Genomic DNA, 22,830 nt, shown 5'->3' on the forward strand with positions numbered 1-22,830 from the left:
CTGGTGAAGTCCGTTTACTGCGCCAGCTGGCTGCGTTTTTCCCACGCGGCGTATTCGCCGTTCAGGGTGCGCAGCAGAAGCAGGGCGTTGCTGCGGGTTTCATCATTCCCGCCCCAAATTTTTTCCGGCAGCGCCTGAAGCAGCGTCAGCAGACCGTTGAAAAAGAGCGACTGCTGCAAGGGTTTTTCACCCACCACCTGCAGTCCAAGCTGGGTAAGGTCGCGGGAATAGAAGCCGTTGCGGCACATGCTGAGCAAAGAGCGCGTCATGACATCGGCCCCCATCGTGACGTGGGAATATTTGCTCTTCAGACGGTCGAGGAACTGGGCGACTTCCGACAGCGTGTGCGTAATTGCGCGGGTGTCGTTCAGCCCGGAAAGCAGGCGGCGCAGGGCCGTCGGCGGGGCGGAAGGGGCCAGCGCGGCGATGTCATCGGAAAGCGCGCGCTGTAATGTGCGCAGTGCGGGCACGAAGCCGTCGACGCCAAACTTGTCCAGCAGCACGTCCATGATGTTGTCGGCGGACTGCTGGTTGATCACGCCGCTGTAATAGAGCTTGCGCATTTCGCGCTTCTGCGCCGGATCGCTACTGAACGCGGCAATCGCCGGGGCGGTATTCACCCCCGCGTTAATTTTTTCCGGGTGCTGCTGTTGCAGGTCGGCAAGCATTTGCTCGACGCGTGCCGCCAGCGCCGGATTGCTGCCGTTGCGCAGACGCATCGCCATCAGGCTGAGGGTGACAAATGCGGAGGCCGGGTCGTGATTGGCCTGTTCGAGCAAATCATCCAACGTCGGGGTCTTCCCGTCGCCACCCGACAACATCCGTTCGAAAACCGATTCCTGCTCGGCCTGCTCTTTCCCCGACGGGCTTTCCAGCAGTTTCCCCAGCTCCACAAGGTGAGTGACCTTGATAGCCGCCACGGAGATACGGCGCAGCTGGGTGGCCTGCGTGCGTTGCTCCTCGTGTTTGATTTTCTGCTCGATGCTTTCCGCAAAGGTCGATGCCATCGACTCCTGGGCGGCACCGGGCCGCTGCGGCGCGGGTGCTGCACGGGTAGCGGACGATGAACTACTCGCCGCGCTCTTGTCGTTGTTAGTGTCGCTGATTAGCTCATCGACCAGCGCGTCCGCCTGTTCGGTTTCGAGACGCAGATTATGGTGATGGTGGTGCTGGGGGATTCTCATGTTCATTGCGGTGTGCCTTACCCGATTCGCCTGTCAGTGTGTGGGCTAAGGCCTGGGGCGGTTCCCCGATAAATAAAAAATTTCCGCCGCTGGGGATGTGTAAAAAGTTGCACAAACTCGTTTTCTGGCTGTGTGTGTTTTTGCTCATATTAATCTGATTTGTAAAAATTAAACGTTAATAATCAGTATGTTAACTTGGTGTTTTTCGCTGGCATGGCACTTGCTATAGGACGAACTCCTGAATCTATTCCATAAAAGGTGTTCACTATGTCAGCAATGTTTGATTTCGAATCACAGGTTTTCCCGGATGCACAGTCTGCTTTTGAGTCCAACGTTGTGCAGGGCGAGTTTCCGGTGGTTAACTGGGAGCGCGTGATGCGCGACAACGAACAGCGGCTGTATAATTTTATTCGTAAACGCGTGGCAAACTTTGCCGATATAGAAGACCTTGTGCAGAACACCTGGTATGAGGTGATCCGTAACAAGCACAAGTTTTGCGGCACATCGCGCCCGGAAACCTGGATGTTCGGGATTGCGGTAAACCTGGTGAAAAATCACTATAAATCGGTCAAAGTGAGCTATCTGCACGATGAGTTAAACGATGATGTGCTCGGTACGCTGCTGCATTCGGAGCAGCCGGAAGGGGTGACTGAGGGTAAGGACATCCTGTCGAAAGTGTTGCAGCGCATTGCGCAACTCCCTGAAGATTATCAGCAATTATTACAGCTGATCGTTGATCACGATATCAGCTACCAGGAAGCGGCTGACCGGATGACTATTCCTATCGGTACCGTGCGTTCCCGTCTTTCCCGCCTCCGGCAGTCTTTGAAACAGGATCTGGGGTGGGACAGTCTGAACTGAGCGAGCGGTGCTTCGTTACTCCCTGAACGAGAAGAATCACACTCTATGAAACAAGACGGCGGGCCGCACCCACGGCCCAATGATACTCAGGCATTGCTGAGCGCCGCTTTCAATAGCATGCGCGAGCTGGTTTTCATTGTTGACAGGGATTTCAATATTGTTTTTGCCAACCACAAGGCGCTCAGTCTTTGCCAGCCGGAAGATGCCGGCCAGGCAAGGGCCGGGCATCTGGTGGGCGAAAATATTTTTACCCGGCTGAGAGGCTATGGCGATCTGCCGCTGCTGGCGGTGGTTGAGCAGCAGTTAGATCGGCCAGAACATTCGCCTTACGGCGATAAAATTAACGCCCGGTTTCAGGCGGCAACGCAGGCTATCCCGGTTGAAGTTTGCCCGAGCCGCTTCGAGTTTCAGCGGCAGAACTGGGTGATGATGGTGGTGTGCGATACTCGCTATCGTAATGATATTCATCGTTTTTACTACGATCGTGAAAACGAACTTCGCGACATTCTGGACAATATGCCGGATGCGATTCTGCGTGTGGACAGTGAACAGAGGCTGCTCTATGCCAACGAAACGGCGCTACAGTGTATGCCCAAGAGCGCGGCGGCCATCGGGCTGAAGATAAATTCGCTTATCGGGGATTCGACGCTGATGGAGCAGATCAGCTGGTCGTTGCAGCTGGTGCTGAATAAGCATATTCAGCTGGAGGCCGTGCTGCACGGCGTGCGGTCCGACTTGCGGGTGTCGAGGATTTACCAGGCGCGTTTTATTCCTGAATTTACCCAGCAGCAGACGCTAAAGTCCGTGTTGGTGATCGCTCGCCCTGCCTCCCGGCAATATTTTGCCGAACAGCAGGTGCGGCAGACTCACGAACAGCTGCGGCAAATGACCCAGAAACTACAAAGTAGCGTCGAAAACGAACGCAAACATATGGCGCGGGAAATCCATGATGAGTTGGGCCAGCACCTGACTTCGCTGCGGGTGGGGATTTCTCTGCTGGGTCAGAACCATCCTGCGCTGCAGCATGAAGTCGAACCGCTCACGCAACTGGTGGATGGCACCATCAAAGTGGTGCGAGATATCGCCACCCAGCTGCGCCCGGCGGTGCTGAATATGGGGCTAAAGCCCGCGCTTATCTGGCTGCGGGACCAGTTCAACAAGCACCGTTCCGGCGTGTGTACGCTGACGATTCAGCCGCTGCCGGTGTCGCTGTGTGACGATGAGGTCACCGCGATTTTTCGCGTGGTGCAGGAGTCGCTCACTAATGTGCAGCGGCATGCCAAAGCGCGGGAAGTGGAGGTGAAGGTGCTCACAAGGGGCAACGTCGTGCTGATTTGTATTAATGACGACGGGCAAGGGTTTGACCCCGGCCAGGTATCAGATGGGGCCTTTGGATTATTGAGTATGCGGGAGCGCTGCATGATGAAAGGTTGGACGTTTAACATCCACAGTTCGCCGGGCAAAGGGAGCTGTGTGCATATCGAGATCCCTTATGCCCTGCCGGCTCCGGCTAAAGTTTATGATAGCGAATAGCAAACTTGATGATGTCGGCGTTGTTGTCGAACTGCATTTTTTCCATCATCCGGGTCTTGTGGGTGCTGACCGTTTTGTTGCTGATGCTTAGCGTTTCTGCGATGCCATTGATGTTTTCGCCGCTGCTCAGCAGGCGGAGGATCTGCTTCTCGCGCTGGGATAGCGTGGCGTAGCGGCGAAGCTGGTCGTTTTCCTGAGTTGAAAAGACGATAGCTTCCGCCAGCGAAGGGTCTATGTAGCGTTGGCGAGAGGCGACGCGATGGATAGCGTGCAGCAGCGTTTGCGGAGCCTGATCTTTAGTAATGAACCCGTGGGCGCCGCTGGCGAGGACCATTTGGGCGATTTGCGGCTCGTTGTGCATGCTCAACACCAGCACTGGCAGCATCGGCCACAGGCGGGTGATTTGCTGTACCAGCTCCGGCCCGGAGTCGCCGGGCATGGAGAGATCCAGCAGCAGGACATCAACATCGATTTCCGTCAGCAGCGACAGCACCGTTTTGCCACAGCCCGCTTCCGCCACCACTTTGATTTTCTTATCCAGTGAAAAAATCTGTTTCAGTCCCTCGCGCATCAAAATGTGATCGTCCGCGAGGAGGAGTCTGATTGCCATACCGTCTGTCATCCATAATTTATAGTTATTAAATCGTTCTTTTTTATAAAAATAATTATCACGCACGATTTGCAAAGACGCGTGTTAAATGAACATAGCAGCCTCGCTGCGGCGAATCTAGCTTTGCCGGGGGTGATAAGGTTGCAGCTTGTTACAAGTTCTCCCCGGAACCCGCTCCGTCTGTCTGCCACTTACGCCCCATGTTCCTCACTGAGACAGGTGAAATCATGGTGATTGCAGAGCAGCTTTACCACAAACTCCAGCCGCTGTTTAAACAGCTGAATGCCCCCGGCATGGTGTTCAACGCCCAGGGCTACTACTCGTTAACCCTCGACGGCGGCCAGCAGGTTTTCCTGGAGCTGACGGAAAACCTGACGCTGGCAATGATGGGCCTGCTGGCGCTGCCGGACAATCCCGGCGAGGCGCTGCTTCTCGAGCTGTTACAGGCCAATCTGAACATTGACCAGCGGCCGGCCATCACCGTTGCTGCCGACAAAGACCGTGCGCAGCTGGTCGTCTGGGCGGCGTTGCCGCTGGACGAGCTGCACCTCGACACGCTGCTTCCCTTGTTGGAGCGTTTGAGCTGGACGCTGTCGGTGATTGGCCGCTGGTGCCAGCCTGCCGCGCCGCGCGAGCGCCAGGCAACGCCAGAGGCAGAAAAAGATCGGCTGCAGCGCCGCCAGATTGAAGCGCTGATGCTGCGACGTTAACGCCCCACCAAGGAGAAAAGATGAGTACGATTTCTGCCAGTCATGTTGCACCACATATCGCCATTGAATATCACCGCCCGGAAGATTATCTCGCTGCCGAAAGCGCTTTGCATAAGCTGCTCAGCCGGCCCAATGGCCGAAGCCTGGTGGATGAACTGCGTAATCTCAGCACCCAGGGGCGGTTCGTTAAAGTGAAGGTGACGGCGATGGCGAATACGGTTGCCCGCCCGGTGTTGACCGACTCTCAGGTTCGTCGGTTTCACCTCCCCGGCAGCGAATACGATAAGGCGCACAATAAAAAAGCGACGCAATTAGCCCAAAAACAGCCGCTCGGTAAGAAAGGCGAGGGGACCAGCGTCAGCGTCGACTGGAACCCGCGGCAGTCCGTGGCTATTGACGCCCATGGCCGCCCAAGCCTGCTGGACGATCCTTCGCTGGCTTTTGTGTCGCTTGCCCATGAGCTGGTTCACGGCTACCGCATGATGAAAGGGACATACACCGGAGGGACTTCCGACCGCTACGATACGGGCTCGCCGGCCGGGCAGGAGGAATCCCGCGCGGTGGGCATCGGCAAGTATGCAGGCGAAGCGCTGTCCGAAAACGGTATTCGCCAGGAGCACGGTCTGCCGCTGCGCGGGCAGTACGCCGCAGGGTAAATTCTTCCGCAGCAGGAACCACCGCGCCGCTCTCCCCACATAACCTGTTGACGTAACAACTAAAGTGGGGAGATATCATGCCGTTAAACAACGTTGATACCAGCCTGCGGGTCGATCCTGGCCTGATAAGCGGTAACTCAAACCGACGGGTCTCCATGCGCCTCGCGCTGGAGCCTAATAACACTCAGCATTTCGATTGCACCGTGAACGTGTCGTCGCGCCGGGCGGACGCGCTCTATTACGCCAATAAGGCAATAGATGATACCTGGCGCATTCTGGACATGGGGTCGGGCAACCAAAAGAACCACGTTCGCGCCACGATGGCCGAATCCTATAAGCGAACGCTTCTGTCGCAGAAGGGAACGGGTAACGGGGACTACACCGTGCGCGCCTGGGAGGCCTCTAAGTTTCGGGCGGGCAACTGCGGCGAAATGGCGGCGGTGAATGCGCTATTGCTGGCGAACTCCCGCGTCAAACAGCCCGTATCCGTGGTGCATAACCGCGCAGTAGACCACGCCTTTGTGATCATCGGCGACCCGCGCGAAAACGGGCGGTCTGTGGTGTCTGACCCCTGGCCGGAATTTGGCCGGGCGATGCGAATAGAAGACGCCAAATTTGGCGATACTTTTGACGTAGTGCATTCGTATCCTGTTGGCCACAGGGACGATGATGTCCGCGAGAAGCTGCTGCGTGGGGAGAAAGCGACGCAGGCGGAAGTGGATAAAGCGTTCCGCAAGGCCGCGCCAAAACTCGCCAAGCTCAGCCCTGAAAAACTGCGTGACTCGGTGGTGGCGGGGCCAGGATACGTGCAGCGCCATGCCTCCAATAACCTGGGGATTCAGTACAATGGCACCGACAGCCGCGGCGTTGTGCAGCACTTTGACCAGTCGCTGTCCGTCGGGCAGATGCGCTCCCGAATGATCGGGCCGCAGGCGGCGGTAGATGCGCAGCAGCGTGGAACGCCTGCGCCTACGTTCACCAGTAACGACAGGCCTCGTCAGCGCACGGAATCGTTCGCCGCAGAATCGTCTTCCCGTGGTCGTCGTCCGAGAACGGCATCCAATGCAGTCCCACCCGCAGCGCCTCGCCGCCGGGCAAACTCCGTAGATATTCGTCCGGCCCCGGTGCCGATTTATGCCCCACCGCCTCCCGCGCCGGGAGGAATGTACAGCACGGTTCCGCTGCCGGGTCATGGCCCCGCGTTCAACTACGGCCCGCCGCCTGCAGCCGCGCCGGTTTACAGCTACGGCCCGCCGCCCGCCGCCGCACCGGTTTACAGCTATGGCCCGCCGCCGATGCACGCCCACGCGCCTGTGCACCCGATGGCCAGCCGACCGGTTTACCGTGAGCCGCCTGTTATCCCGCCTGATGTCTATGGCACCGCGCCAGCCCCGACCCGGACGCGGCCTCGCTCTAACTCAGTCACTGCCGCTTTCCGGCGAATTATAGGTAACTAACGATGCCCGCACCTTCAAAATTAGCGCAAATTTTGCAGCCGCTGTTGACCGATGAGCTTGGGCAAAGAGTTGAGCTTGAGAATGCAGAAGGCTATTCCGTTGAGCTTGGCGAGGGCGTGACGCTGGAGATCAGTGAATCTCCGGTTGGGCACCTGCTGCTGAGCTGCATGTTGCCCGTTCAGCCCACCCGGCTTAGCGACACCGACACACTCACGGTGCTGCTGCAGGCCAATTTGCTGGGGATGGATTATCCCCCGGTGCTCACCGGGCTGCTGCCCGACCAGCAGCAGGTTGTGCAGTGGAGTAGCCTGCCGTTCCATCAACTGGAGCCGGAAGTGCTGAAGCGGCTATTTAACCGTTTTGCGCAGCAGGCCGAAAAGCTGGCCGCGTGGTTAGTGTAAAAGCGGTCTCCACGTTTTAGCCGCCCCTGTGCGGTTAAAACGTTTTTCTGAATGCACCTCCCAGAAGAGGCAAAAAACGGCAGGGTCAGGGGAGTAAAAGTAAAACAATAGTGGCTGTTTATACAGTATCTCGTCATAATTCGGGCCACAGACGCCGTTCTGTGACTTAAATTATTCAGAGAAAGAAGTGAAGTTATGGCTTTGTCGTCGGCGCAAAAAGCGCAAATCGGTGCCTGGTATAAGGCGTTACAGCAGCAGATCCCGGATTTTATTCCGCGAGCGCCTCAGCGGCAGATGATCGCCGAGGTGGCGAAGACCCTTGCCGGTGAAGAAGGGCGGCACCTGGCTATTGAAGCGCCGACCGGCGTCGGCAAAACCCTCTCTTACCTGATCCCCGGCATTGCTATTGCCAGAGGGGATCAGAAAACCCTGGTGGTCAGCACCGCCAACGTAGCGCTGCAGGACCAGATTTACAGCAAAGACCTGCCGCTGCTGCGCAAAATCATTCCCGACCTGAAGTTTACCGCCGCCTTTGGGCGTGGGCGTTATGTGTGCCCGCGCAACCTGGCCGCTCTGGCGACCGACAATTTTACGCAGGGCGATCTGCTGGCGTTTCTGGACGATGAGATGTCGCCTACCAGCAAAGCCGAACAGCAGCGCTGCGCCAAACTTAAAGCCAGCCTCGACGGCTATAAATGGGATGGGCTGCGGGATCACACCGATGAGGCGATTGACGACGATCTCTGGCGGCGGCTAAGCACCGATAAAGCCAGCTGTCTGGGGCGAAACTGCCACTGGTATAAAGAGTGCCCGTTCTTTGTGGCGCGCCGGGAAATCGACGAAGCGGAAGTGGTCGTGGCTAACCACGCGCTGGTGATGGCGGCGCTGGAAAGCGATGCGGTGCTGCCGGAGGCGAAAAATCTGCTGCTGGTGCTGGACGAAGGCCATCATCTGGCGGACGTAGCCCGTGACGCGCTGGAAATGAGCGCGGAGATAACGCCGGGCTACAGCCGCCTGCAGCTCGACCTGTTCAGCAAGCTGGTGGAAACCTGCATGGCGCAGTTCCGGCCCAAAAGCCCGCCGCCGCTGACCGTGCCGGAACGCCTGACCAATCACTGCGACGAAGTGTACGAGCTGCTGCAGTCGTTTAACGCGATCGTTAGCCTTTGGCTGCCGGGGGAACGGGAAGGCGAACACCGCTTTGAAATGGGCGTCCTGCCCGAAGAGATCATGGTGATTTGCCAGCGCCTCGCGAAACTGATGGAGGCGCTGCGCGGCCTGTCGGAAGCGTTGCTTAACGATCTTAGCGAAAAAACGGCCAGCCACGATATCGTGCGTTTGCACCGGGCTCTGCTGCAAATGAACCGGGCGTTAGGCTTCTTTGAAGCGCAGAGTAAGCTGTGGAAGCTGGCGGCGATGGAGCAGGCCTCCGGTGCGCCGGTGTCGAAGTGGGTGACGCGCGAAGTTCGCGAGGGGCAGCCGCATTTGTTCTTCCACTGCGTGGGGATCCGCGTCAGCGATCAGCTGGAGAAAATGCTGTGGCGCAAAGTGCCGCATGTGATTGTGACATCCGCCACGCTGCGCTCGCTCAACCGCTTTGACCGCCTGCAGGAGATGAGCGGTCTGCGCGAGAAAGCGGGCGACCGGTTTATCCATCTGGACTCGCCGTTTAACCATATTGAGCAGGGGAAAATCGTTATCCCCAAAATGCGCTTTGAGCCGCTGATGGAGCACGAGGCGCAGCACATTGCCGAGATGGCCGCCTTCTTCAGGGCGCAGCTGGCGAAAGGCGAACATAAAGCGATGCTGGTGCTGTTCGCCAGCGGCCGCGCCATGCAGCAGTTTTTAACCCACGTTACCGATCTGCGGCTGATGCTGCTGGTGCAGGGCGATCAGCCCCGTTACCGGCTGGTGGAGCTGCATCGCCAGCGCGTTCAGGCCGGGGAAACCAGCGTGCTGATTGGCCTGCAATCTTTTGCCGAGGGGCTGGATTTGAAAGGCGAGCTGCTGACCCAGGTGCACATTCATAAGATTGCCTTCCCGCCGGTAGACAGCCCGGTGGTGGTCACCGAAGGGGAGTGGCTGAAAAGCCTCAACCGCTATCCTTTTGAAGTGCAGAGTTTACCCAGCGCCTCTTTTAATCTGATTCAACAAGTTGGGCGTTTAATTCGCAGCCACGCCTGCTATGGTGAGATAGTCATTTACGACCGCCGCCTGCTGAGTAAACGCTACGGCGAGCGTCTGCTGGCCGCGCTGCCGGTGTTCCCGATTGAACAGCCCGACGCGCCGGAAGCAAAAGTGATAATAACGACGCCGAAACACACTGTACGGCGCAAACGTGTGAGCAAGAAATAGCAAGGAGAGTCTGAATGGACTATCGCAAAATCATTAAAGAAATTGGTCGTGGGAAAAACCACGCCAGAGATCTCGATTTTGATACCGCGCGAGGGCTGTATAGCCACATGCTGAAGGGCGAAGTGCCTGAGCTTGAGCTGGGCGGGGTGCTGATTGCCCTGCGTATTAAGGGCGAAGGCGAAGCGGAGATGCTCGGTTTTTATGAGGCGATGAAGCAGCATGTCATTACGCTCACGCCGCCTTCTGGCAAGCCGATGCCGATTGTCATTCCTTCCTATAACGGCGCCCGTAAGCAGGCTAACCTCACGCCGCTGTTGGCGCTTTTGCTCAATAAACTTGGCTACCCCGTTGTGGTTCACGGCGTGAGTGAAGATCCCACCCGAGTGCTGACGGAAACTATTTTTACGCTGCTGGGCATTGAGCCGACCCGCCATGCCGGGCAGGCGCAGGCGAAGCTTGAATCTCATCATCCCGTCTATCTGCCGATCGGCGCGCTTTGCCCGCCGATGGAAAATCAGCTGGCTATGCGCTGGCGTATGGGCGTGCGTAACAGCGCGCACACACTGGCGAAACTGGCCACCCCGTTTGAGGAGAATGCCGCGCTGCGTTTGGCGAGCGTTTCTCACCCGGAATATGTCCCGAAAGTGGCGAAGTTTTTTGCGGATATCGGCGGGCGTGGGCTGTTAATGCACGGCACGGAAGGTGAAGTGTATGCCAACCCGCTGCGCTGCCCGCAAATAACGCTGATTGATGGGCAGGGCACCCGTATCGTGAGCGAGCGGCAAGCCGAACATGAAGGTGTTGCGCTGCCATCAGGCAAAGATCCTGAAGTTACCGCCCGCTGGATTGAGCGCTGCGTGGCGGGCGTTGAGCCGGTGCCGCAGTCGCTGAAAATTCAGATGGCCTGTTGCCTGGTTGCCACCGGAGAGGCTGCAACGCTTGAGGCCGGCCTGGCGCGGGTTGCCGAAGTTTTCTGAATACTAAACAAAAAAAAGCCCGCGACAGGCATCGCGGGCAAACAAGGGTAACATCAGGGTTAAACAAGGGTAGTGCAATCAAGGCCGATGAGGGTACCAGCCTTGATGAGGGTATGACTTGAGCGCGGGATTATTTGTAGATAACCGCGGTGCCGCTCATTTGGCCTTCGGTGTTAGCAGAGGTGATCGCGTAAGAGCTTGCGCCGGCGGCTTCTGCTTTAGCGGCCAGTTTTGCTTCCAGGCCGTCCAGAGTTGTTGCGCCAGTGGCGGAAACAACGCCAATTTTATTCAGGTTTTGCGCCTGGGCTTCGTTTACGGATTGGGCAGCGAAAGCACCGAAAGACAGAGTAGAAAGAGCAATTGCAGCTACAGCATATTTGATGGTTTTCATGGCTAAATTCTCGCAGGTTGTTCTGTTAAGGTGACGTTGTTCCGTCGATGTGATTATGGTCACACTTTTCTGCGGAAGAATAAATCGAAGAGAATTGACGACCTTAATCAAAAAAATTGAATTAGTTATAACGTATTGAAATAAATAGTGATTACGGGGTAAATAGTTTCACTGCGTGACGTTAACCCTGGAAACACTTAGTTTGCGCACATTTTGCTACTCTTTTTGTCAACGCTGGTCTTACCTGATGAGCAATCGCTTGCGCCTCTTTTTCAGCCTGATGTTGATGATTTGCGCAGTAAGCTGGCGGGGAAGCTTTTATACTGTTGTCTTTCCTTTTTAACCCGACGGATGAGGTTCGATGGAGATAAAGCTGCACTCCAACGCCACAACAACGCCGCGTACGCGAAAGTACATTCAGGAGTCCGCGAAAACGGACGGTGAGCTGGCGGAGGAGCTGAACATTTCTGTCGATACCGTTCGGCGCTGGCGTAAACGCGACGACTGTTACGACAAATCTCACCGACCGAATACCATTCATCGCGCATTAAGCCACGAGCAGGAGTCGATGCTGGTGTTTCTGCGCGTGCGCCTGGCGCTTTCCCTGGATGAACTTCTCGAAGCCGCTCGTTTGCTGATTCAGCAGGGGATTTCCCGCGCTAGTGTCAGCCGTATGCTGCAAAACTGGCAGCAGTCGCGCATGGCTAAACCGACGCTCAGCCAGACGCCGGGTCATATTGTGCTGGATAGCTTCCCGCTGCCGGAAATCATTAGCCATAAGCAAGGTGAACTGCTGGTGTTCAGCGAAAGAACCTCGGGGTATATGGCCGTTGCGCTACGTGAGCGCGGCAGTGAAGAGGTTCCTGAGCCGTTGGTGGGCTTTCTACGGGAGGGGTTGCCGCTGACCGTGCTTTCCTTAACGGCGAAATCCTGCCCGTTTACGCAGAAGCTTGCCGGAGCGCTGGATGTGCCTTTACATGCGGCGGCGCAGGAGAACTGGCTGGAAAAAGCCGGGCAGGGCAACTACCAGCAGCCGCTGGAGACGCTACTTAACGGCGAGCGCTTTGATAAGCGGCTGGGGCTAGGGGCAGTGCTGCTGGAGTTTGAGGATCTGCTCAATAAAAGGATTATTCGCAGCCGGCTGAAAAACCTGACGCCCGAAGCGTGGTTGAAGCTTCATCATCCCAATCGTTAGAGCGCCCCTTCGGGCGCTTAATTCATGGCAACGCTATTTCCCCTCACACAGAGACAGGAAATACTGCGTCAGCAAATGCGCGGGGCGGCCGCTGGCCTGGGTGAATTTCCCTCGCGACAGCGCGGTACCGCTGACGTCCAGATGCGCCCACGGACGCTGGTGGCAGAACTTACTCAGGAACTGGGCGGCGGATACCGCAATGGCGGCGTTGTTGGGCGGCGTGTTGGTGTAGTCGGCAATCGCACTTTTGACCTGGCCGTCAAAGCTTTCGTCCAGCGGCAGCGGCCAGACGCGATCCTGGGTCAGGTTACCCGCCTGCTGCAGGCGCTGGCTTAGGGCTTCATTGTTACTCATCAACCCTGAAATATCGTAGCCCAGCGCTTTGACTACCGCGCCGGTCAGCGTGGCAACGTCAATCATTTCGGCGGGCTTAAAACGTGCTGCGGCATAGCTGAGCGCGTCGGCGAGAACCAGTCGGCCTTCGGCATCGGTATTAATGATTTCCACGCTGGCACCTGCGTGGGAGCGCACGACGTCACCCGGCATCATTGCTGTGCTACCGGGCATGTTTTCCGCCAGCGCCATAACGGCCACGACGTTAATGGGCAGGTTAAGGCGCTTCACCGTTTCCATCATGCCGAATACCACCGCCGCACCGCACATGTCGTATTTCATGGTGCGCATGCCTTCGCCTTCTTTCAGCCACATGCCGCCGGTATCAAAGGTGATCCCTTTCCCTATGAGAGCATATACCGGCGATTCTTCGTGAGCACCCTGCCAGCGTAGCGTCACCAGCCGGGGAGGGTTGACGCTGCCTTTACCCGTGGCGTGCAGGCAGCCGAGGCCGTGGTCAAAAATAGCCTGCTCATCCAGAATCTCACACTGGGTTTGCGGGTGCTGGCTGGCCCAGGTTTCTGCCTGCAGTGCCACATCCTGCGGGCGGCAATCCAGCGCGGGCAAATCCGCCAGCTGGCGAGAGAGCAGCATGCCCTGGGCGATGGCTTCGGCCTGGGAAGCCAGACGGCGAGCCAGCGCATTGTTGGGTTCGGTAATCAGCCACAGTTCGCCATTGCTTTGCCGCTCGTCTTCGCGATAGCCCAGCTGCGGCAGCTGATAGAAGCGGTTGAAAAGGGCAATTAGCAGCGTGCGCAGGCGAATAAACGTGGTTTCATCCGCCAGATTAAAGCCAGCAAGATCCAGTGCAACGGGCTGCAAAACAGGGGAGGGCAACAGCGTTTCAACGGCAGAAAGCAGCTGGCGAAGCACGGCGGGTTGAGCTATTTCTGCTGAAGGCAGCAGCGACAGCCGCTCACAAATACCCTGTAAACCAAAGATGGTTGTTTGCGGCTCATCGTGGGCAGACATCTCTTCCAGCAAGGGCTGAAGCGCATTTGGCCAGCGGCTTAGCGAGGTGTCCCACAAGATAAGATGGGCGTTGTTAAAGGCTGCATCGGGCGAAACGAGTCTACATTTCATTGGATTACCTCCGCAGTGATGCGCTGTTTGTAGGCGTCCAGCCACTCGCTGTCTGCCGGGCGGATGACCGTGCGGTCGCCGTCCCTGGCGGTAAGAAACACCTGGGCGGGTTGCGCCGGGGTGGCAACAGAGAAGGAGAAGTTGTCGATGGTTGTCGCCGCGCCGTATTCGCCCCGGTTATTCATGCAGACGACGGACAGGTCGCCTGCCCGGCCATAGCGGGCAATCAGTCGGGCTTCAAGATCGTACACGGCGGACTCAGCCGCACGCTGGGGCGACATGCCGCGCGCCATGCGGCTGACGATTTCATAGCTGATACAGCCTTTCATCAGGTCTTCCCCGAGGCCCGTCGCCGTCGCGGCACCCACTTCGCTGTCGGCGTAGAAGCCGGAGCCGGAGACCGGTGAGTCGCCCACCCGGCCAGGGCGTTTCATAAAGAGGCCGCTGGTGGAGGTGGCGACCGACATTCGTTTCTGGCCGTCAAGGGCGATAACGCCCACTGTGTCGTGCCCGGTATACGGGCTCAAGCCGCGATCCAGCGTTTCTCGCTTACGCTTCAGGTAATGGTTGTACGCACGCTCGGTCAGCATGGTTTTTCTTTCGAAGCCCCGGTCTTTAGCCCAGACTTCGGCGCCCTGGCCGACCATAAAACTGTTGAACCGCTCTTCGCTCAGGGCTTTGGCCACCAGAATCGGGTTGGCGATGTTTTTCACCCCGGCGACGGCACCGAGCGCGAGGCTGGTCCCGTCCATAAAGGCTGCATCGAGTTCGACTTCGCCTTGCTCATTCGGCAGGCCGCCATAACCGACCGATTTATAGAAGGGATAATCTTCCACGCATTTAACCGCGTGCACGACGGCATCGCTCGCCGAACTGCCTTGCTGCAGGCGTTCAGCGGCTTCGCCTATCCCTTCCCATGCCATACGCCAGGTGGCGATCGTTCCCCAGTTTGCTGCTAACGTCATGTTTAACTACTCCGTGGCGGGTTTACGTTCAGTCACTTGAGCCGGTGATTCATTGGCCCGATATTGCCGGTCGACCACTTTCAGGAACGGCATATAAATCAGCGCCCCGATGCACAGGTTGATTATCTGGATAACCGCGCCGCTCAGGTGGCCGGTGACGATAAATCCGCTTAACACCGGCGGCAGCGTCCAGGGGATATACACCCCGGTGGTGGTGGCTACCATGCCGATGGACATCGCGATGTACTGCACGGTGACCAGCACCAGCGGCACAAGGTTGAACGGGATCAGCATGACCGGGTTCATGATGACCGGCAGGCCAAAGAGCACCGGCTCGTTAATGTTGAAGATGGAGGAGCCGACGGCCAGGCGCGAAACGTTTTTGATGTGCTGGCTGCGGGCAAACAGCAGCATAGCAATCACCAGAGACAATGTAGCGCCCGCGCCACCCATCCAGATCATGTCGTAGAACTGTTCCGTGACTACGTGCGGCGGCGGCATCCCGGCCTGCGTGGCGGCCAGGTTATCCATTTGGTTTTCCATCCAGAAGGGGCGAAGGATGCCGTTGACCATCGAGCCGGAGTTAATGCCCACCGACCACAGGCTGGTGATGCTGAAGCAGGTGAACAGAGCGCCAATGTAAGAGGTGCCGAAGTGGCGAATAGGCGTCGCCAGCACTTCATACACGAACTGGTGAATGGTGTGGTAGTCGGTTTTGGCGAACAGCACGCGAACCGCCAGCGCGATAATCAGAATCAGCAGCGACGGAATGAGCGCAGCAAAGGATTTCTGCACCGCCGGTGGGACGCCATCCGGCATTTTGATCACCCAGTTCTGGCGCAGCATCCAGGCAAAAAGCTCCGTGCTTGCCAGCGCGCCTAACATCGCCACAAACAGCCCCTTCGATCCCAGCCATTCCATTGGGATAATATTGCCGATGTCCGGGTGCTTAGCGAAAGGCGTGAGGATCAGAAAGCAGGAGAGGGACAAAATGCCCGACGACATTCTGTCGATGTTGTAGCGTTCTGCCAGCCGGTAGGCCACCAGAAAACTGATAAACACCGCCATCGTAGAGAAGATGGCGTTAAAGGGGATCTCAACGGTGGCGGACCACCCCTCACCAAAAACTGAAGCCATAAACTGCTGGTAATGGGTGCTTGGGAAGGACGAGATCACCAGCAGAATGGAACCAACGATAATAAACGGCATGAACGAGATATAGGCGTCGCGAATGGCACCGAGGTGGCGCTGTTGCGCCATTTTGGCAGCCAGGGGCATCAGCCGGGCTTCTAATGCGGCCATCAGGTTTTTCATTTTACCGCTCCGTAAGTAATCACAAGAGACAATTCTTGCGTGCCTCTACCTTAGTGGTTGTTCGGGGCGAATAAAGTGAGTTAATTCACAGATGAGTCACATAAGTATCATATGATTACTTAAATTATTTTAGAGGAAAAGTGCAATAAAAATGCCCCGCAAAGCAGGGCATTATGTTGGCTGGGAAGCGGACTATTTGTAGATAGTGGCGGTCCCGTACAGGCGGTTATCGCCGCCGGCGGAGTTAATCACATAGCCGGTTGCACCCTGTTCTTTGGCTTTTTCCGCCAGTTTGGCCTGCAGATCGTCAAGGTTGCTTGCTTTGGCCGTTACGGTGCCGATAGGTTGCATCTGTCCGACGTTTGCGTCACTCATTTCCTGGGCTGCCATGGAGGCAAAAGGCAGTGCAGCAAGAGAGATAACCGCAGAGAAATACAGCAGTTTTTTCATCTTTACATCCTCTTGAGCGTTGAGAGCAAAACACCTTTTTGTTGTCTGACAATTACAGTCTAGTTCCCCTTGGCACAGACAATGACGCAAAAAATTGATGGACTTGTGCGTGTTTTTTGAACGATAAAACTTGACCGAAAACTGACAAAAAACAGACATGTAGGTGGCTGATATTGTTGGTTTAGCGCGCGTCGGGGCGAACCAGGTCAAAACGCTGCGATTCATCAACCGTGTAATAAGCGGTTGGCCCTCCGGCCCGCAGCACGGGTTGAGCCAGTGCGGTCTGGTAAATACCGTCGATGAGCAAGTGTTCATCGATGTGCACGGCAACCACTTCCCCCAGCACCAGCCAGCTGTTCAGCTCGTCGCCGTCGGCAGAGGTCAGGCGAATACACTGCGACAGGCGGCATTCAAAATTGACCGGGCTTTCTGCCACCAGACTTGCGCTGACCTTCGTGCCTGCAATCGGAGTCAGGCCAGCACGCAGGAACTCATCTTCTCCTCTGGGGAGCGTGACGGAGGTTTCATTCATCCGTTCTGCCAGCGGGCGCGTGGCCAGGTTCCAGACGAATTCTTTGGTGTCGAGGATATTCTGGACGCTGTCTTTCCAGCCGGTGCTGGAAAAACCAATGATCGGTGGACGATAGTTAAAGCAGTTAAAGAAACTGTAGGGCGCGAGGTTGCGCTGGCCCTGCAGGTTGCAGGAGGAGATCCAGCCGATAGGGCGCGGCCCGACAATGGCGTTCAGCGGATCGTGCGGTAAACCGTGGCCTTCCGAGGGCTCGTAGTAATAACGTTTTTTACTCATTACGCACCTGAATTCATGTTGGAAAGGTCAAATCGTCAGCGATGTATTTACCCGACGCGGAGAGCAGAGTATCTTACGCGCCCACACAAGGAGAAGCCCCCAATGAAAACCCCTGCCGACACCAAGCCTGGTTTGCATCCGCGTAACCGTCACCGTAGCCGCTATGACTTTGCCGCATTAACCGCGAGCAGCCCGGCGCTGGCCGAGTTTTTACGCCCGGGGCCACACGGCGACACAACCGTTGATTTCGCAAATCCGCTGGCGGTGAAGGCGCTGAACCAGGCGCTGTTGGCGCATTTTTATCAGGTTAAGCAGTGGGATATCCCCGAAGGGTTCCTTTGCCCACCGGTGCCGGGACGGGCGGATTATATTCACCATCTGGCCGATCTGCTGGCGGAAGGCAACGGCGGCGTGGTGCCTGCCCAGGCTTCCGTCCTGGATGTCGGCGTCGGCGCGAACTGCATTTATCCGCTCATCGGGCAGCACGAATACGGCTGGCGTTTTACCGGCTCCGAGCTGGACGGCGATGCGTTTCGCAGCGCGCAGCAAATTGTAGACGGCAATCCAGAGCTTAGCCGCATGATCCGCCTTCGTCGCCAGAAAAATGCCGACTGCATTCTGGACGGTATTATCCACAAAAATGAAACCTATGATGCCACGCTATGTAATCCGCCGTTCCACGATTCAGTTGAGGCGGCACGCAGCGGCAGCGAGCGTAAGCGCCGCAATCTTGGCCAGGACGCAGGGGCCGCGCTGAACTTTGGCGGTCGCGAGCAGGAGCTGTGGTGCGAGGGCGGCGAAGTAGCCTTCGTTAGCCAGATGATCAAAGAAAGTAAAGCGTTTGGCCGCCAGGTGCTGTGGTTTACGTCGCTGGTTTCAAAAGGCGAAAACTTGCCTGCACTCTACCGCGTGATGCAGGAAAACGGCGTGGTGAAAGTGGTGAAAAAAGAGATGGCGCAGGGACAAAAACAGAGCCGTTTCATCGCCTGGAGCTTTATGGATGATGCCCAGCGTGCACGCTGGGCGAAAACTCGCGGGAAATAAGTTAATCCGTTGGGTTAGCAGGCGGCAGGCACCGGGCCTGCCGCCTGAGAAGAACGTTATGCGACGTGCTGCAGGAACTCGCGCAGGCGCGGGCTCGGCGGGTTGTCGATAAGTTCTTGCGGGTTGCCGTCTTCCGCCACGCGACCTTTGTCGATAAAGATCAGGCGAGAAGCCACTTTCGCGGCAAAGCCAACTTCGTGGGTAACGATAACCATGGTCATGCCTTCTTCGGCCAGGTCCTGCATCACTTTCAGCACTTCATGACGCAGTTCCGGGTCGAGGGCCGAGGTTGGCTCATCAAACAGCATCATTTTCGGCTTCACTGCAAGGGCACGGGCAATGGCCACACGCTGTTGCTGGCCACCAGAAAGCTCTGACGGATAGTGATGCGCGCGTTCCGCCAGGCCAACCTTCGCCAGCAGCTCTTTCGCCAGCTTCTCAGCCGCATCTTTTTTCATGCCGCGGACGCGAATCGGACCGAAGGCGACGTTTTCCAGCGCCGTCAGGTGCGGGAACAGATAGAACTGCTGGAACACCATGCCAGCTTCCTGACGAATCAGGCGATCGTCTACCTTCGGATCATTCACTTTCAGGCCGTCAACAATCAGGTCACCGCTGGTGATCTCTTCCAGCTTGTTGATGCAGCGCAGCAGGGTCGATTTGCCGGAGCCGCTTGGCCCGATAATCACCACCACTTCACCCTGTTTGATGTTCAGGTCAATATTGTGCAGCACCTGGGTTTGGCCAAAGTGCTTAGAAACGTTTTTAAATTCAATCACAGGATTTTCATCCTTCTTTCAAGGCGACGCAGCACGAAGCTCAGCACCAGAGTAATAATCAGATAGAAGACCGCAACGGCGCTCCAAATCTCCAGCGCGCGGAAGTTACCGGCGATAATTTCCTGACCCTGACGAGTCAGCTCTGCTACACCGATAACGATGAACAGCGAGGTATCTTTGATGCTGATGATCCACTGGTTACCCAGCGGCGGCAGCATACGGCGCAGTGCCAGTGGCATAATGACGTGACGGATGGTTTCACGTTTTGATAGCCCAAGCGCAAGGCCCGCTTCCTGGAACCCTTTATGAATAGAGAGCACCGCACCACGGGTGATTTCTGCGATGTAGGCTCCGGAGTTGATCATGATGGTGACGACCGCCGCGCTGAACGGATCGATACGCAGATCGGTAAAAGCCATCGGCAGGGCGAAGTAGATAAACATCACCTGCACCACAATTGGCGTGCCGCGAATCACTTCGATGAAAACAAGCGCTACGTGGTTGGCAATCCAGCCGCCGTAGGTACGAGCAAAGCCCGCCACTAAACCAATTACTAAACCGCCGCAAAGACCCAGGATAGAAATCCATAGGGTCATCTTAGCGCCTTCAAACAAGATGGGAATTGCAGGCCAAATGGCGCTCCAGTCAAACTGCATGATGTGTTCCTGTTGTCTACCGTGATTCACCTCTTGGGCTTTCAGGCCGGGGCCTGGCAGCGTGAGAGGCGTTTAATAATAAGAGGGGCGAAAGGCGCCCCTCAGAACTTATTCATACTTAGAATTATTATTTAGGTTCGGTACCGAACCATTTTTTGTAGATTTCGTTGTACGTGCCGTTCTCTTTCAGGGTTTTCAGCGCGCCGTTGATTTTGGTGCGCAGTTCGTCGCTGCCTTTAGGCAGAGCGATACCGTACTGCTGGGCTTCCAGAGACTCACCTACGGCTTTGAACTGACCGTTACCGGCGGTTTTGATGAAGTACAGGATGTTTGGCGTGTCGTGCAGAACCGCGTCAGCGCGGTTGGTGCCCAGTTCCATGTAGGCGTTGTCGATGTTCGGGAACTGACGCAGGTCTTTGGTTTTGATGTTAGCTTTTGCGTAATCAACGGAACCGGTGCCGCCTTTAACAGCAACCACTTTACCGTCCAGATCTTTCACGCTTTTGATGTCGTTGTTATTGGCTTTGACCATCACCAGCAGGCCGCTTTTGTAGTAGCCGTCGGAGAAGTCGATCGCTTTTTCGCGCTCAGGGGTGATGGTGATCCCGGCCAGCGCCAGGTCAACGTTTTTAGTTTGCAGGGCAGGGATAATGCCGCTGAAGTCCATTGGCTTCAGGGTATAGTCCAGCTTCAATTCTTTGGCGATAGCCGCCCACAGATCCACGTCAAAGCCGACATACTGATCGCCTTGTTTAAATTCAAAAGGAACGAACGCGGTGTCGGTCGCAACGACCAGTTTTTTATCTGCGGCATGGGAAGATACAGCGAAAGCCAGGGTAAGTGCAGCCAGTGAAACTTTCAAAATCGACTTCATAGCATTTCCTTTGTTAATCCACGGGGCGATCCCCTGCGTCAGCGGCGACTCATGAAAGAATCGTGCCAAATTTGCAACTTACTGTTTTTGCAAGGATGTGATTATTTAACATTGCACATTGAGCGTTGCAAGCGGGTCATAACGCACCGTTATGGTGCACCATTTTGGTGCGCGAAATGGACCGGCAGGGCAGGGGTTAGTTTTACCGCGAAATCAGTGGACAAAACAATCATTCGTTAACGATTGTGTGAGGTGATTATTACATTTGATTAACTTTAGACTATGAATTAATCGATGGTCTGCGCTGTTTTGGTGCAGGCTCCGCCCCCGGGCGGAGGAGGAGCCATAGGAAAATGCTCTGATTACTCGATATTGGACTCAATGAACCACAGGAATTTGTCCAGATCGCGGGAAGCAGCGGTCAAAATATCTGCGGTATCTTCGTCTTTTGCTTCCCCAACTGCTTTACGCACATCGTTTGCCACAATGGCATAGCGATCGGCCAGCTCTTTCAGGTGTTCCTGAACGGTGTGAATATCCAGCGGGTAGCTTTTCAGCGGGGTTTTGCTGTTGATCACCTGAGTGGTGCCCAGCGCTACGCCGCCAAGCTGCACGGCACGTTCTGCCATGGTGTCCAGGTGCTCGGTCAGCGCCGTGCGGAAGCCGTCCAGCATTTCGTGTACGGCAATAAAGTTAGCCCCGCGCATATTCCAGTGAGCCTGTTTGGTAATCAGCGACAAGTCGATGAACTGGACGACCTGGCGATTCAGCAGCTCGATGGTGGCTTTTTTCTCGCTGTCTTTCACATCATTGCGGGTATATAGCAGGTTTGTAGATTTAGTTTTTACCAGTTTAGCGGTACTCATAATCTTTCATCCTCTTGATGTTGGTGTCCCAATGAATTACCGGCAATAAGTATAGCACCACATTTTAACTTTGCTGGTGAGGGTAATACCTATCAAACTGATAGTAAGAGAAAAGTGGAAAACAACAATTTGTTAATTAACAGATGGTTATTGAGTGTTTTTAATTTATGTCAAAAATGATGAATAAATATGACGGCGAAAAGAAAATAATTCTTATTGAGTATTACAGTTGGCGGAGAATATAAGTGCTTGATTAGGAGTGAGGCATTTAATGCGGTAATTATCACCGCATTAAATGCAGGGTGACAGATTAATTTATGTCGACGTTTTTAATCTGTGCTTCGCGCTTCATGGTCAGGGTTGAGCCCACCGATGCCGCGATAATAGAGAGCAGCGCTAACCACTGAACCAGCGTCAGATGTTCGCCGAGGAATAGCATACCTGACAGCGCCGCAAGGCCAGGCTCGAGGCTCATTAGCGTGCCAAAGGTGCGGGTAGGGAGTCGCGTTAACGCAATCATTTCAAGCGAGTAAGGCAGCGCCGTGGAAAGCACGGCAATTGCCAGGCCGACAGGCAGCAGCGACCACTGCAGCAGCGAGCTGGTGGCTTCCCAGGCGCCCAGGGGCACAAAGATAATGGCCGCTATCAGAGAACCAAACGCGACCGTGGCCGGGCCGTGCTCCGCGCCCGCTTTTTGCCCGGCGATAATGTAGATGGCCCAGCAGGCACCGGCCCCAAGTGCACAGGCGGCACCGGCCAGATCTACGTGGGATATGTCCTGGCCCAGGGGAAGCAGGAACCACAGCCCCGCAACCGCCAGCACCACCCAGATAAAGTCCACGGCACGGCGTGAGGCAAAAAGCGCCACGGCTAGCGGCCCGGTAAACTCTAGCGCCACCGCAATGCCCAGCGGCACGGTGCGCAGAGAGACATAAAAGAGGTAATTCATGCTGCCCAGCGCCAGCCCATAAAACAATAAAGGCAGGCGTTGTTCCGGCTGAAAACGCAGGCGCCAGGGTTTAAAAATCATCGCGAGAATAAGGGTGCCTAAAAACAGGCGCAGTGAAGTGACGCCCTGAGGACCTATTAGCGGGAATAATGATTTTGCCAGTGAAGCGCCGCTTTGAATCGAGGTCATGGCGATAAGTAAAACCACGATCGGCAGCCAGCGCGGCATATTACGGGAGGTTTGCGGCATCCTGTACCTTGTCAGTATTTGTCTGTGTTTGGTCAAGAAAATAAAAGTCTGCCCAGTCTAAAGGATTAAG

Annotated in this window: 23 protein-coding genes; 10 read left to right on the forward strand and 13 right to left on the reverse strand. The window is 56.0% G+C overall.

The genetic code is table 11. The annotated features are described in order from the left end of the window. Window positions 1-14 precede the first annotated feature (14 nt). The gene (gene sctW / locus LH23_RS12105) at window positions 15-1,190 is read right to left on the reverse strand and encodes a type III secretion system gatekeeper subunit SctW (RefSeq protein ID WP_039291390.1); all 1,176 of its coding nucleotides are present in this window, start codon (window positions 1,188-1,190) and stop codon (window positions 15-17) included. Between the two features lie 261 nt (window positions 1,191-1,451). Here sctW and LH23_RS12110 point away from each other — a divergent pair, with 261 nt between their 5' ends. Both LH23_RS12110 and LH23_RS12115 read left to right on the forward strand, forming a co-directional pair. Continuing rightward, window positions 1,452-2,045: an RNA polymerase sigma factor gene (locus LH23_RS12110; protein ID WP_039291392.1), complete on the forward strand. Its 594-nt coding sequence runs from the start codon at window positions 1,452-1,454 to the stop codon at window positions 2,043-2,045. A 45-nt stretch (window positions 2,046-2,090) separates the two neighbouring features. Then, window positions 2,091-3,578 carry a histidine kinase gene (locus LH23_RS12115; RefSeq protein ID WP_039291394.1) on the forward strand — a complete coding sequence of 496 codons (1,488 nt, stop codon included), beginning with the start codon at window positions 2,091-2,093 and terminating at the stop codon, window positions 3,576-3,578. Here LH23_RS12115 and LH23_RS12120 read toward each other — a convergent pair. Beyond that, entirely contained in the window at window positions 3,556-4,188 is a 633-nt protein-coding gene (locus LH23_RS12120; RefSeq protein ID WP_008461003.1) for a response regulator transcription factor, read from the reverse strand. The two genes, LH23_RS12115 and LH23_RS12120, sit on opposite strands and share 23 nt — an antisense overlap. Window positions 4,189-4,415: 227 nt before the next feature. On the opposite strand from LH23_RS12120, the gene LH23_RS12125 reads away from it, so the two are divergent. From LH23_RS12125 to ybiB, 6 genes are all read left to right on the forward strand, one after another. Beyond that, window positions 4,416-4,898 (forward strand): CesT family type III secretion system chaperone, encoded by a 483-nt coding sequence (locus LH23_RS12125; protein ID WP_039291395.1) that lies wholly within the window; start codon window positions 4,416-4,418, stop codon window positions 4,896-4,898. Between the two features lie 20 nt (window positions 4,899-4,918). Further along, entirely contained in the window at window positions 4,919-5,554 is a 636-nt protein-coding gene (xopG, locus tag LH23_RS23085; protein ID WP_052050207.1) for a XopG/HopH/AvrPtoH family type III secretion system effector, read from the forward strand. 77 nt (window positions 5,555-5,631) lie between these two features. Continuing rightward, window positions 5,632-7,011, forward strand: coding sequence for a hypothetical protein (locus LH23_RS12135; protein WP_039291396.1), 1,380 nt, complete (start codon window positions 5,632-5,634; stop codon window positions 7,009-7,011). Between the two features lie 2 nt (window positions 7,012-7,013). Then, window positions 7,014-7,412 (forward strand): CesT family type III secretion system chaperone, encoded by a 399-nt coding sequence (locus LH23_RS12140; protein ID WP_039291397.1) that lies wholly within the window; start codon window positions 7,014-7,016, stop codon window positions 7,410-7,412. Window positions 7,413-7,607: 195 nt separating this feature from the next. Further along, window positions 7,608-9,767, forward strand: coding sequence for an ATP-dependent DNA helicase DinG (dinG, locus tag LH23_RS12145; RefSeq protein WP_039291398.1), 2,160 nt, complete (start codon window positions 7,608-7,610; stop codon window positions 9,765-9,767). Between the two features lie 14 nt (window positions 9,768-9,781). Continuing rightward, entirely contained in the window at window positions 9,782-10,744 is a 963-nt protein-coding gene (gene ybiB / locus LH23_RS12150; protein WP_039291403.1) for a DNA-binding protein YbiB, read from the forward strand. A 130-nt stretch (window positions 10,745-10,874) separates the two neighbouring features. Here the strand turns inward: ybiB and ybiJ are convergent, their stop codons facing one another. Beyond that, window positions 10,875-11,135 carry a DUF1471 family protein YbiJ gene (gene ybiJ / locus LH23_RS12155; protein WP_008461011.1) on the reverse strand — a complete coding sequence of 87 codons (261 nt, stop codon included), beginning with the start codon at window positions 11,133-11,135 and terminating at the stop codon, window positions 10,875-10,877. A gap of 361 nt (window positions 11,136-11,496) precedes the next feature. Between ybiJ and LH23_RS12160 the strand changes: the two genes are divergently transcribed. Next, window positions 11,497-12,330: a helix-turn-helix domain-containing protein gene (locus LH23_RS12160; RefSeq protein WP_039291404.1), complete on the forward strand. Its 834-nt coding sequence runs from the start codon at window positions 11,497-11,499 to the stop codon at window positions 12,328-12,330. Window positions 12,331-12,363: 33 nt separating this feature from the next. On the opposite strand, the gene LH23_RS12165 is transcribed toward LH23_RS12160, so the two are convergent. From LH23_RS12165 to LH23_RS12185, 5 genes are all read right to left on the reverse strand, one after another. After that, window positions 12,364-13,806, reverse strand: a complete 1,443-nt coding sequence (locus tag LH23_RS12165; protein ID WP_039291405.1) for a leucyl aminopeptidase — start codon at window positions 13,804-13,806, stop codon at window positions 12,364-12,366. After that, entirely contained in the window at window positions 13,803-14,771 is a 969-nt protein-coding gene (locus LH23_RS12170) for a N(4)-(beta-N-acetylglucosaminyl)-L-asparaginase (protein WP_039291407.1), read from the reverse strand. Before LH23_RS12170 ends, LH23_RS12165 begins: the two co-directional genes overlap by 4 nt. Before the next feature lie 6 nt (window positions 14,772-14,777). Next, window positions 14,778-16,085: a PTS cellobiose transporter subunit IIC gene (gene celB, locus LH23_RS12175; RefSeq protein WP_039291408.1), complete on the reverse strand. Its 1,308-nt coding sequence runs from the start codon at window positions 16,083-16,085 to the stop codon at window positions 14,778-14,780. Between the two features lie 192 nt (window positions 16,086-16,277). Next, window positions 16,278-16,535 carry a multiple stress resistance protein BhsA gene (gene bhsA, locus LH23_RS12180; protein WP_039291409.1) on the reverse strand — a complete coding sequence of 86 codons (258 nt, stop codon included), beginning with the start codon at window positions 16,533-16,535 and terminating at the stop codon, window positions 16,278-16,280. A gap of 181 nt (window positions 16,536-16,716) precedes the next feature. Beyond that, entirely contained in the window at window positions 16,717-17,343 is a 627-nt protein-coding gene (locus tag LH23_RS12185) for a flavin reductase family protein (protein WP_039291410.1), read from the reverse strand. Between the two features lie 102 nt (window positions 17,344-17,445). On the opposite strand from LH23_RS12185, the gene rlmF reads away from it, so the two are divergent. Then, on the forward strand, window positions 17,446-18,387 hold the full coding sequence (gene rlmF / locus LH23_RS12190) for a 23S rRNA (adenine(1618)-N(6))-methyltransferase RlmF (protein ID WP_039291412.1): 942 nt from the start codon (window positions 17,446-17,448) through the stop codon (window positions 18,385-18,387). Window positions 18,388-18,443: 56 nt separating this feature from the next. On the opposite strand, the gene glnQ is transcribed toward rlmF, so the two are convergent. From glnQ to rhtA, 5 genes are all read right to left on the reverse strand, one after another. Then, window positions 18,444-19,166 (reverse strand): glutamine ABC transporter ATP-binding protein GlnQ, encoded by a 723-nt coding sequence (gene glnQ / locus LH23_RS12195; protein ID WP_008461025.1) that lies wholly within the window; start codon window positions 19,164-19,166, stop codon window positions 18,444-18,446. Further along, window positions 19,163-19,822, reverse strand: coding sequence for a glutamine ABC transporter permease GlnP (gene glnP, locus LH23_RS12200; RefSeq protein WP_008461026.1), 660 nt, complete (start codon window positions 19,820-19,822; stop codon window positions 19,163-19,165). Before glnP ends, glnQ begins: the two co-directional genes overlap by 4 nt. Before the next feature lie 127 nt (window positions 19,823-19,949). After that, complete coding sequence (gene glnH / locus LH23_RS12205) at window positions 19,950-20,696, reverse strand: glutamine ABC transporter substrate-binding protein GlnH (protein WP_008461028.1); 747 nt, start codon at window positions 20,694-20,696, stop codon at window positions 19,950-19,952. Window positions 20,697-21,058: 362 nt separating this feature from the next. Further along, on the reverse strand, window positions 21,059-21,562 hold the full coding sequence (dps, locus tag LH23_RS12210; protein ID WP_016535541.1) for a DNA starvation/stationary phase protection protein Dps: 504 nt from the start codon (window positions 21,560-21,562) through the stop codon (window positions 21,059-21,061). A 310-nt stretch (window positions 21,563-21,872) separates the two neighbouring features. Then, a complete protein-coding gene (gene rhtA / locus LH23_RS12215) occupies window positions 21,873-22,760 on the reverse strand; it encodes a threonine/homoserine exporter RhtA (protein ID WP_039291415.1) in 888 nt (295 codons plus the stop codon). Window positions 22,761-22,830 lie beyond the last annotated feature (70 nt).

This window comes from Cedecea neteri, assembly GCF_000758305.1.
Classification (GTDB): Bacteria; Pseudomonadota; Gammaproteobacteria; order Enterobacterales; family Enterobacteriaceae; genus Cedecea; species Cedecea neteri_C.

Excerpts from the sequence above, each read along its gene's own strand:
- xopG (WP_052050207.1), top strand. The coding sequence starts at position 4,919 with ATGAGTACGATTTCTGCCAGTCATGTTGCACCACATATCGCCATTGAA.
- LH23_RS12160 (WP_039291404.1), top strand. The coding sequence starts at position 11,497 with ATGGAGATAAAGCTGCACTCCAACGCCACAACAACGCCGCGTACGCGA.
- glnH (WP_008461028.1), bottom strand. The coding sequence starts at position 20,696 with ATGAAGTCGATTTTGAAAGTTTCACTGGCTGCACTTACCCTGGCTTTC.
- ybiB (WP_039291403.1), top strand. The coding sequence starts at position 9,782 with ATGGACTATCGCAAAATCATTAAAGAAATTGGTCGTGGGAAAAACCAC.
- rlmF (WP_039291412.1), top strand. The coding sequence starts at position 17,446 with ATGAAAACCCCTGCCGACACCAAGCCTGGTTTGCATCCGCGTAACCGT.
- LH23_RS12185 (WP_039291410.1), bottom strand. The coding sequence starts at position 17,343 with ATGAGTAAAAAACGTTATTACTACGAGCCCTCGGAAGGCCACGGTTTA.
- bhsA (WP_039291409.1), bottom strand. The coding sequence starts at position 16,535 with ATGAAAAAACTGCTGTATTTCTCTGCGGTTATCTCTCTTGCTGCACTG.
- LH23_RS12165 (WP_039291405.1), bottom strand. The coding sequence starts at position 13,806 with ATGAAATGTAGACTCGTTTCGCCCGATGCAGCCTTTAACAACGCCCAT.
- LH23_RS12125 (WP_039291395.1), top strand. The coding sequence starts at position 4,416 with ATGGTGATTGCAGAGCAGCTTTACCACAAACTCCAGCCGCTGTTTAAA.
- ybiJ (WP_008461011.1), bottom strand. The coding sequence starts at position 11,135 with ATGAAAACCATCAAATATGCTGTAGCTGCAATTGCTCTTTCTACTCTG.
- LH23_RS12120 (WP_008461003.1), bottom strand. The coding sequence starts at position 4,188 with ATGGCAATCAGACTCCTCCTCGCGGACGATCACATTTTGATGCGCGAG.
- rhtA (WP_039291415.1), bottom strand. The coding sequence starts at position 22,760 with ATGCCGCAAACCTCCCGTAATATGCCGCGCTGGCTGCCGATCGTGGTT.
- LH23_RS12140 (WP_039291397.1), top strand. The coding sequence starts at position 7,014 with ATGCCCGCACCTTCAAAATTAGCGCAAATTTTGCAGCCGCTGTTGACC.
- LH23_RS12170 (WP_039291407.1), bottom strand. The coding sequence starts at position 14,771 with ATGACGTTAGCAGCAAACTGGGGAACGATCGCCACCTGGCGTATGGCA.
- celB (WP_039291408.1), bottom strand. The coding sequence starts at position 16,085 with ATGAAAAACCTGATGGCCGCATTAGAAGCCCGGCTGATGCCCCTGGCT.
- glnP (WP_008461026.1), bottom strand. The coding sequence starts at position 19,822 with ATGCAGTTTGACTGGAGCGCCATTTGGCCTGCAATTCCCATCTTGTTT.
- dps (WP_016535541.1), bottom strand. The coding sequence starts at position 21,562 with ATGAGTACCGCTAAACTGGTAAAAACTAAATCTACAAACCTGCTATAT.
- LH23_RS12115 (WP_039291394.1), top strand. The coding sequence starts at position 2,091 with ATGAAACAAGACGGCGGGCCGCACCCACGGCCCAATGATACTCAGGCA.
- dinG (WP_039291398.1), top strand. The coding sequence starts at position 7,608 with ATGGCTTTGTCGTCGGCGCAAAAAGCGCAAATCGGTGCCTGGTATAAG.
- sctW (WP_039291390.1), bottom strand. The coding sequence starts at position 1,190 with ATGAACATGAGAATCCCCCAGCACCACCATCACCATAATCTGCGTCTC.
- LH23_RS12135 (WP_039291396.1), top strand. The coding sequence starts at position 5,632 with ATGCCGTTAAACAACGTTGATACCAGCCTGCGGGTCGATCCTGGCCTG.
- LH23_RS12110 (WP_039291392.1), top strand. The coding sequence starts at position 1,452 with ATGTCAGCAATGTTTGATTTCGAATCACAGGTTTTCCCGGATGCACAG.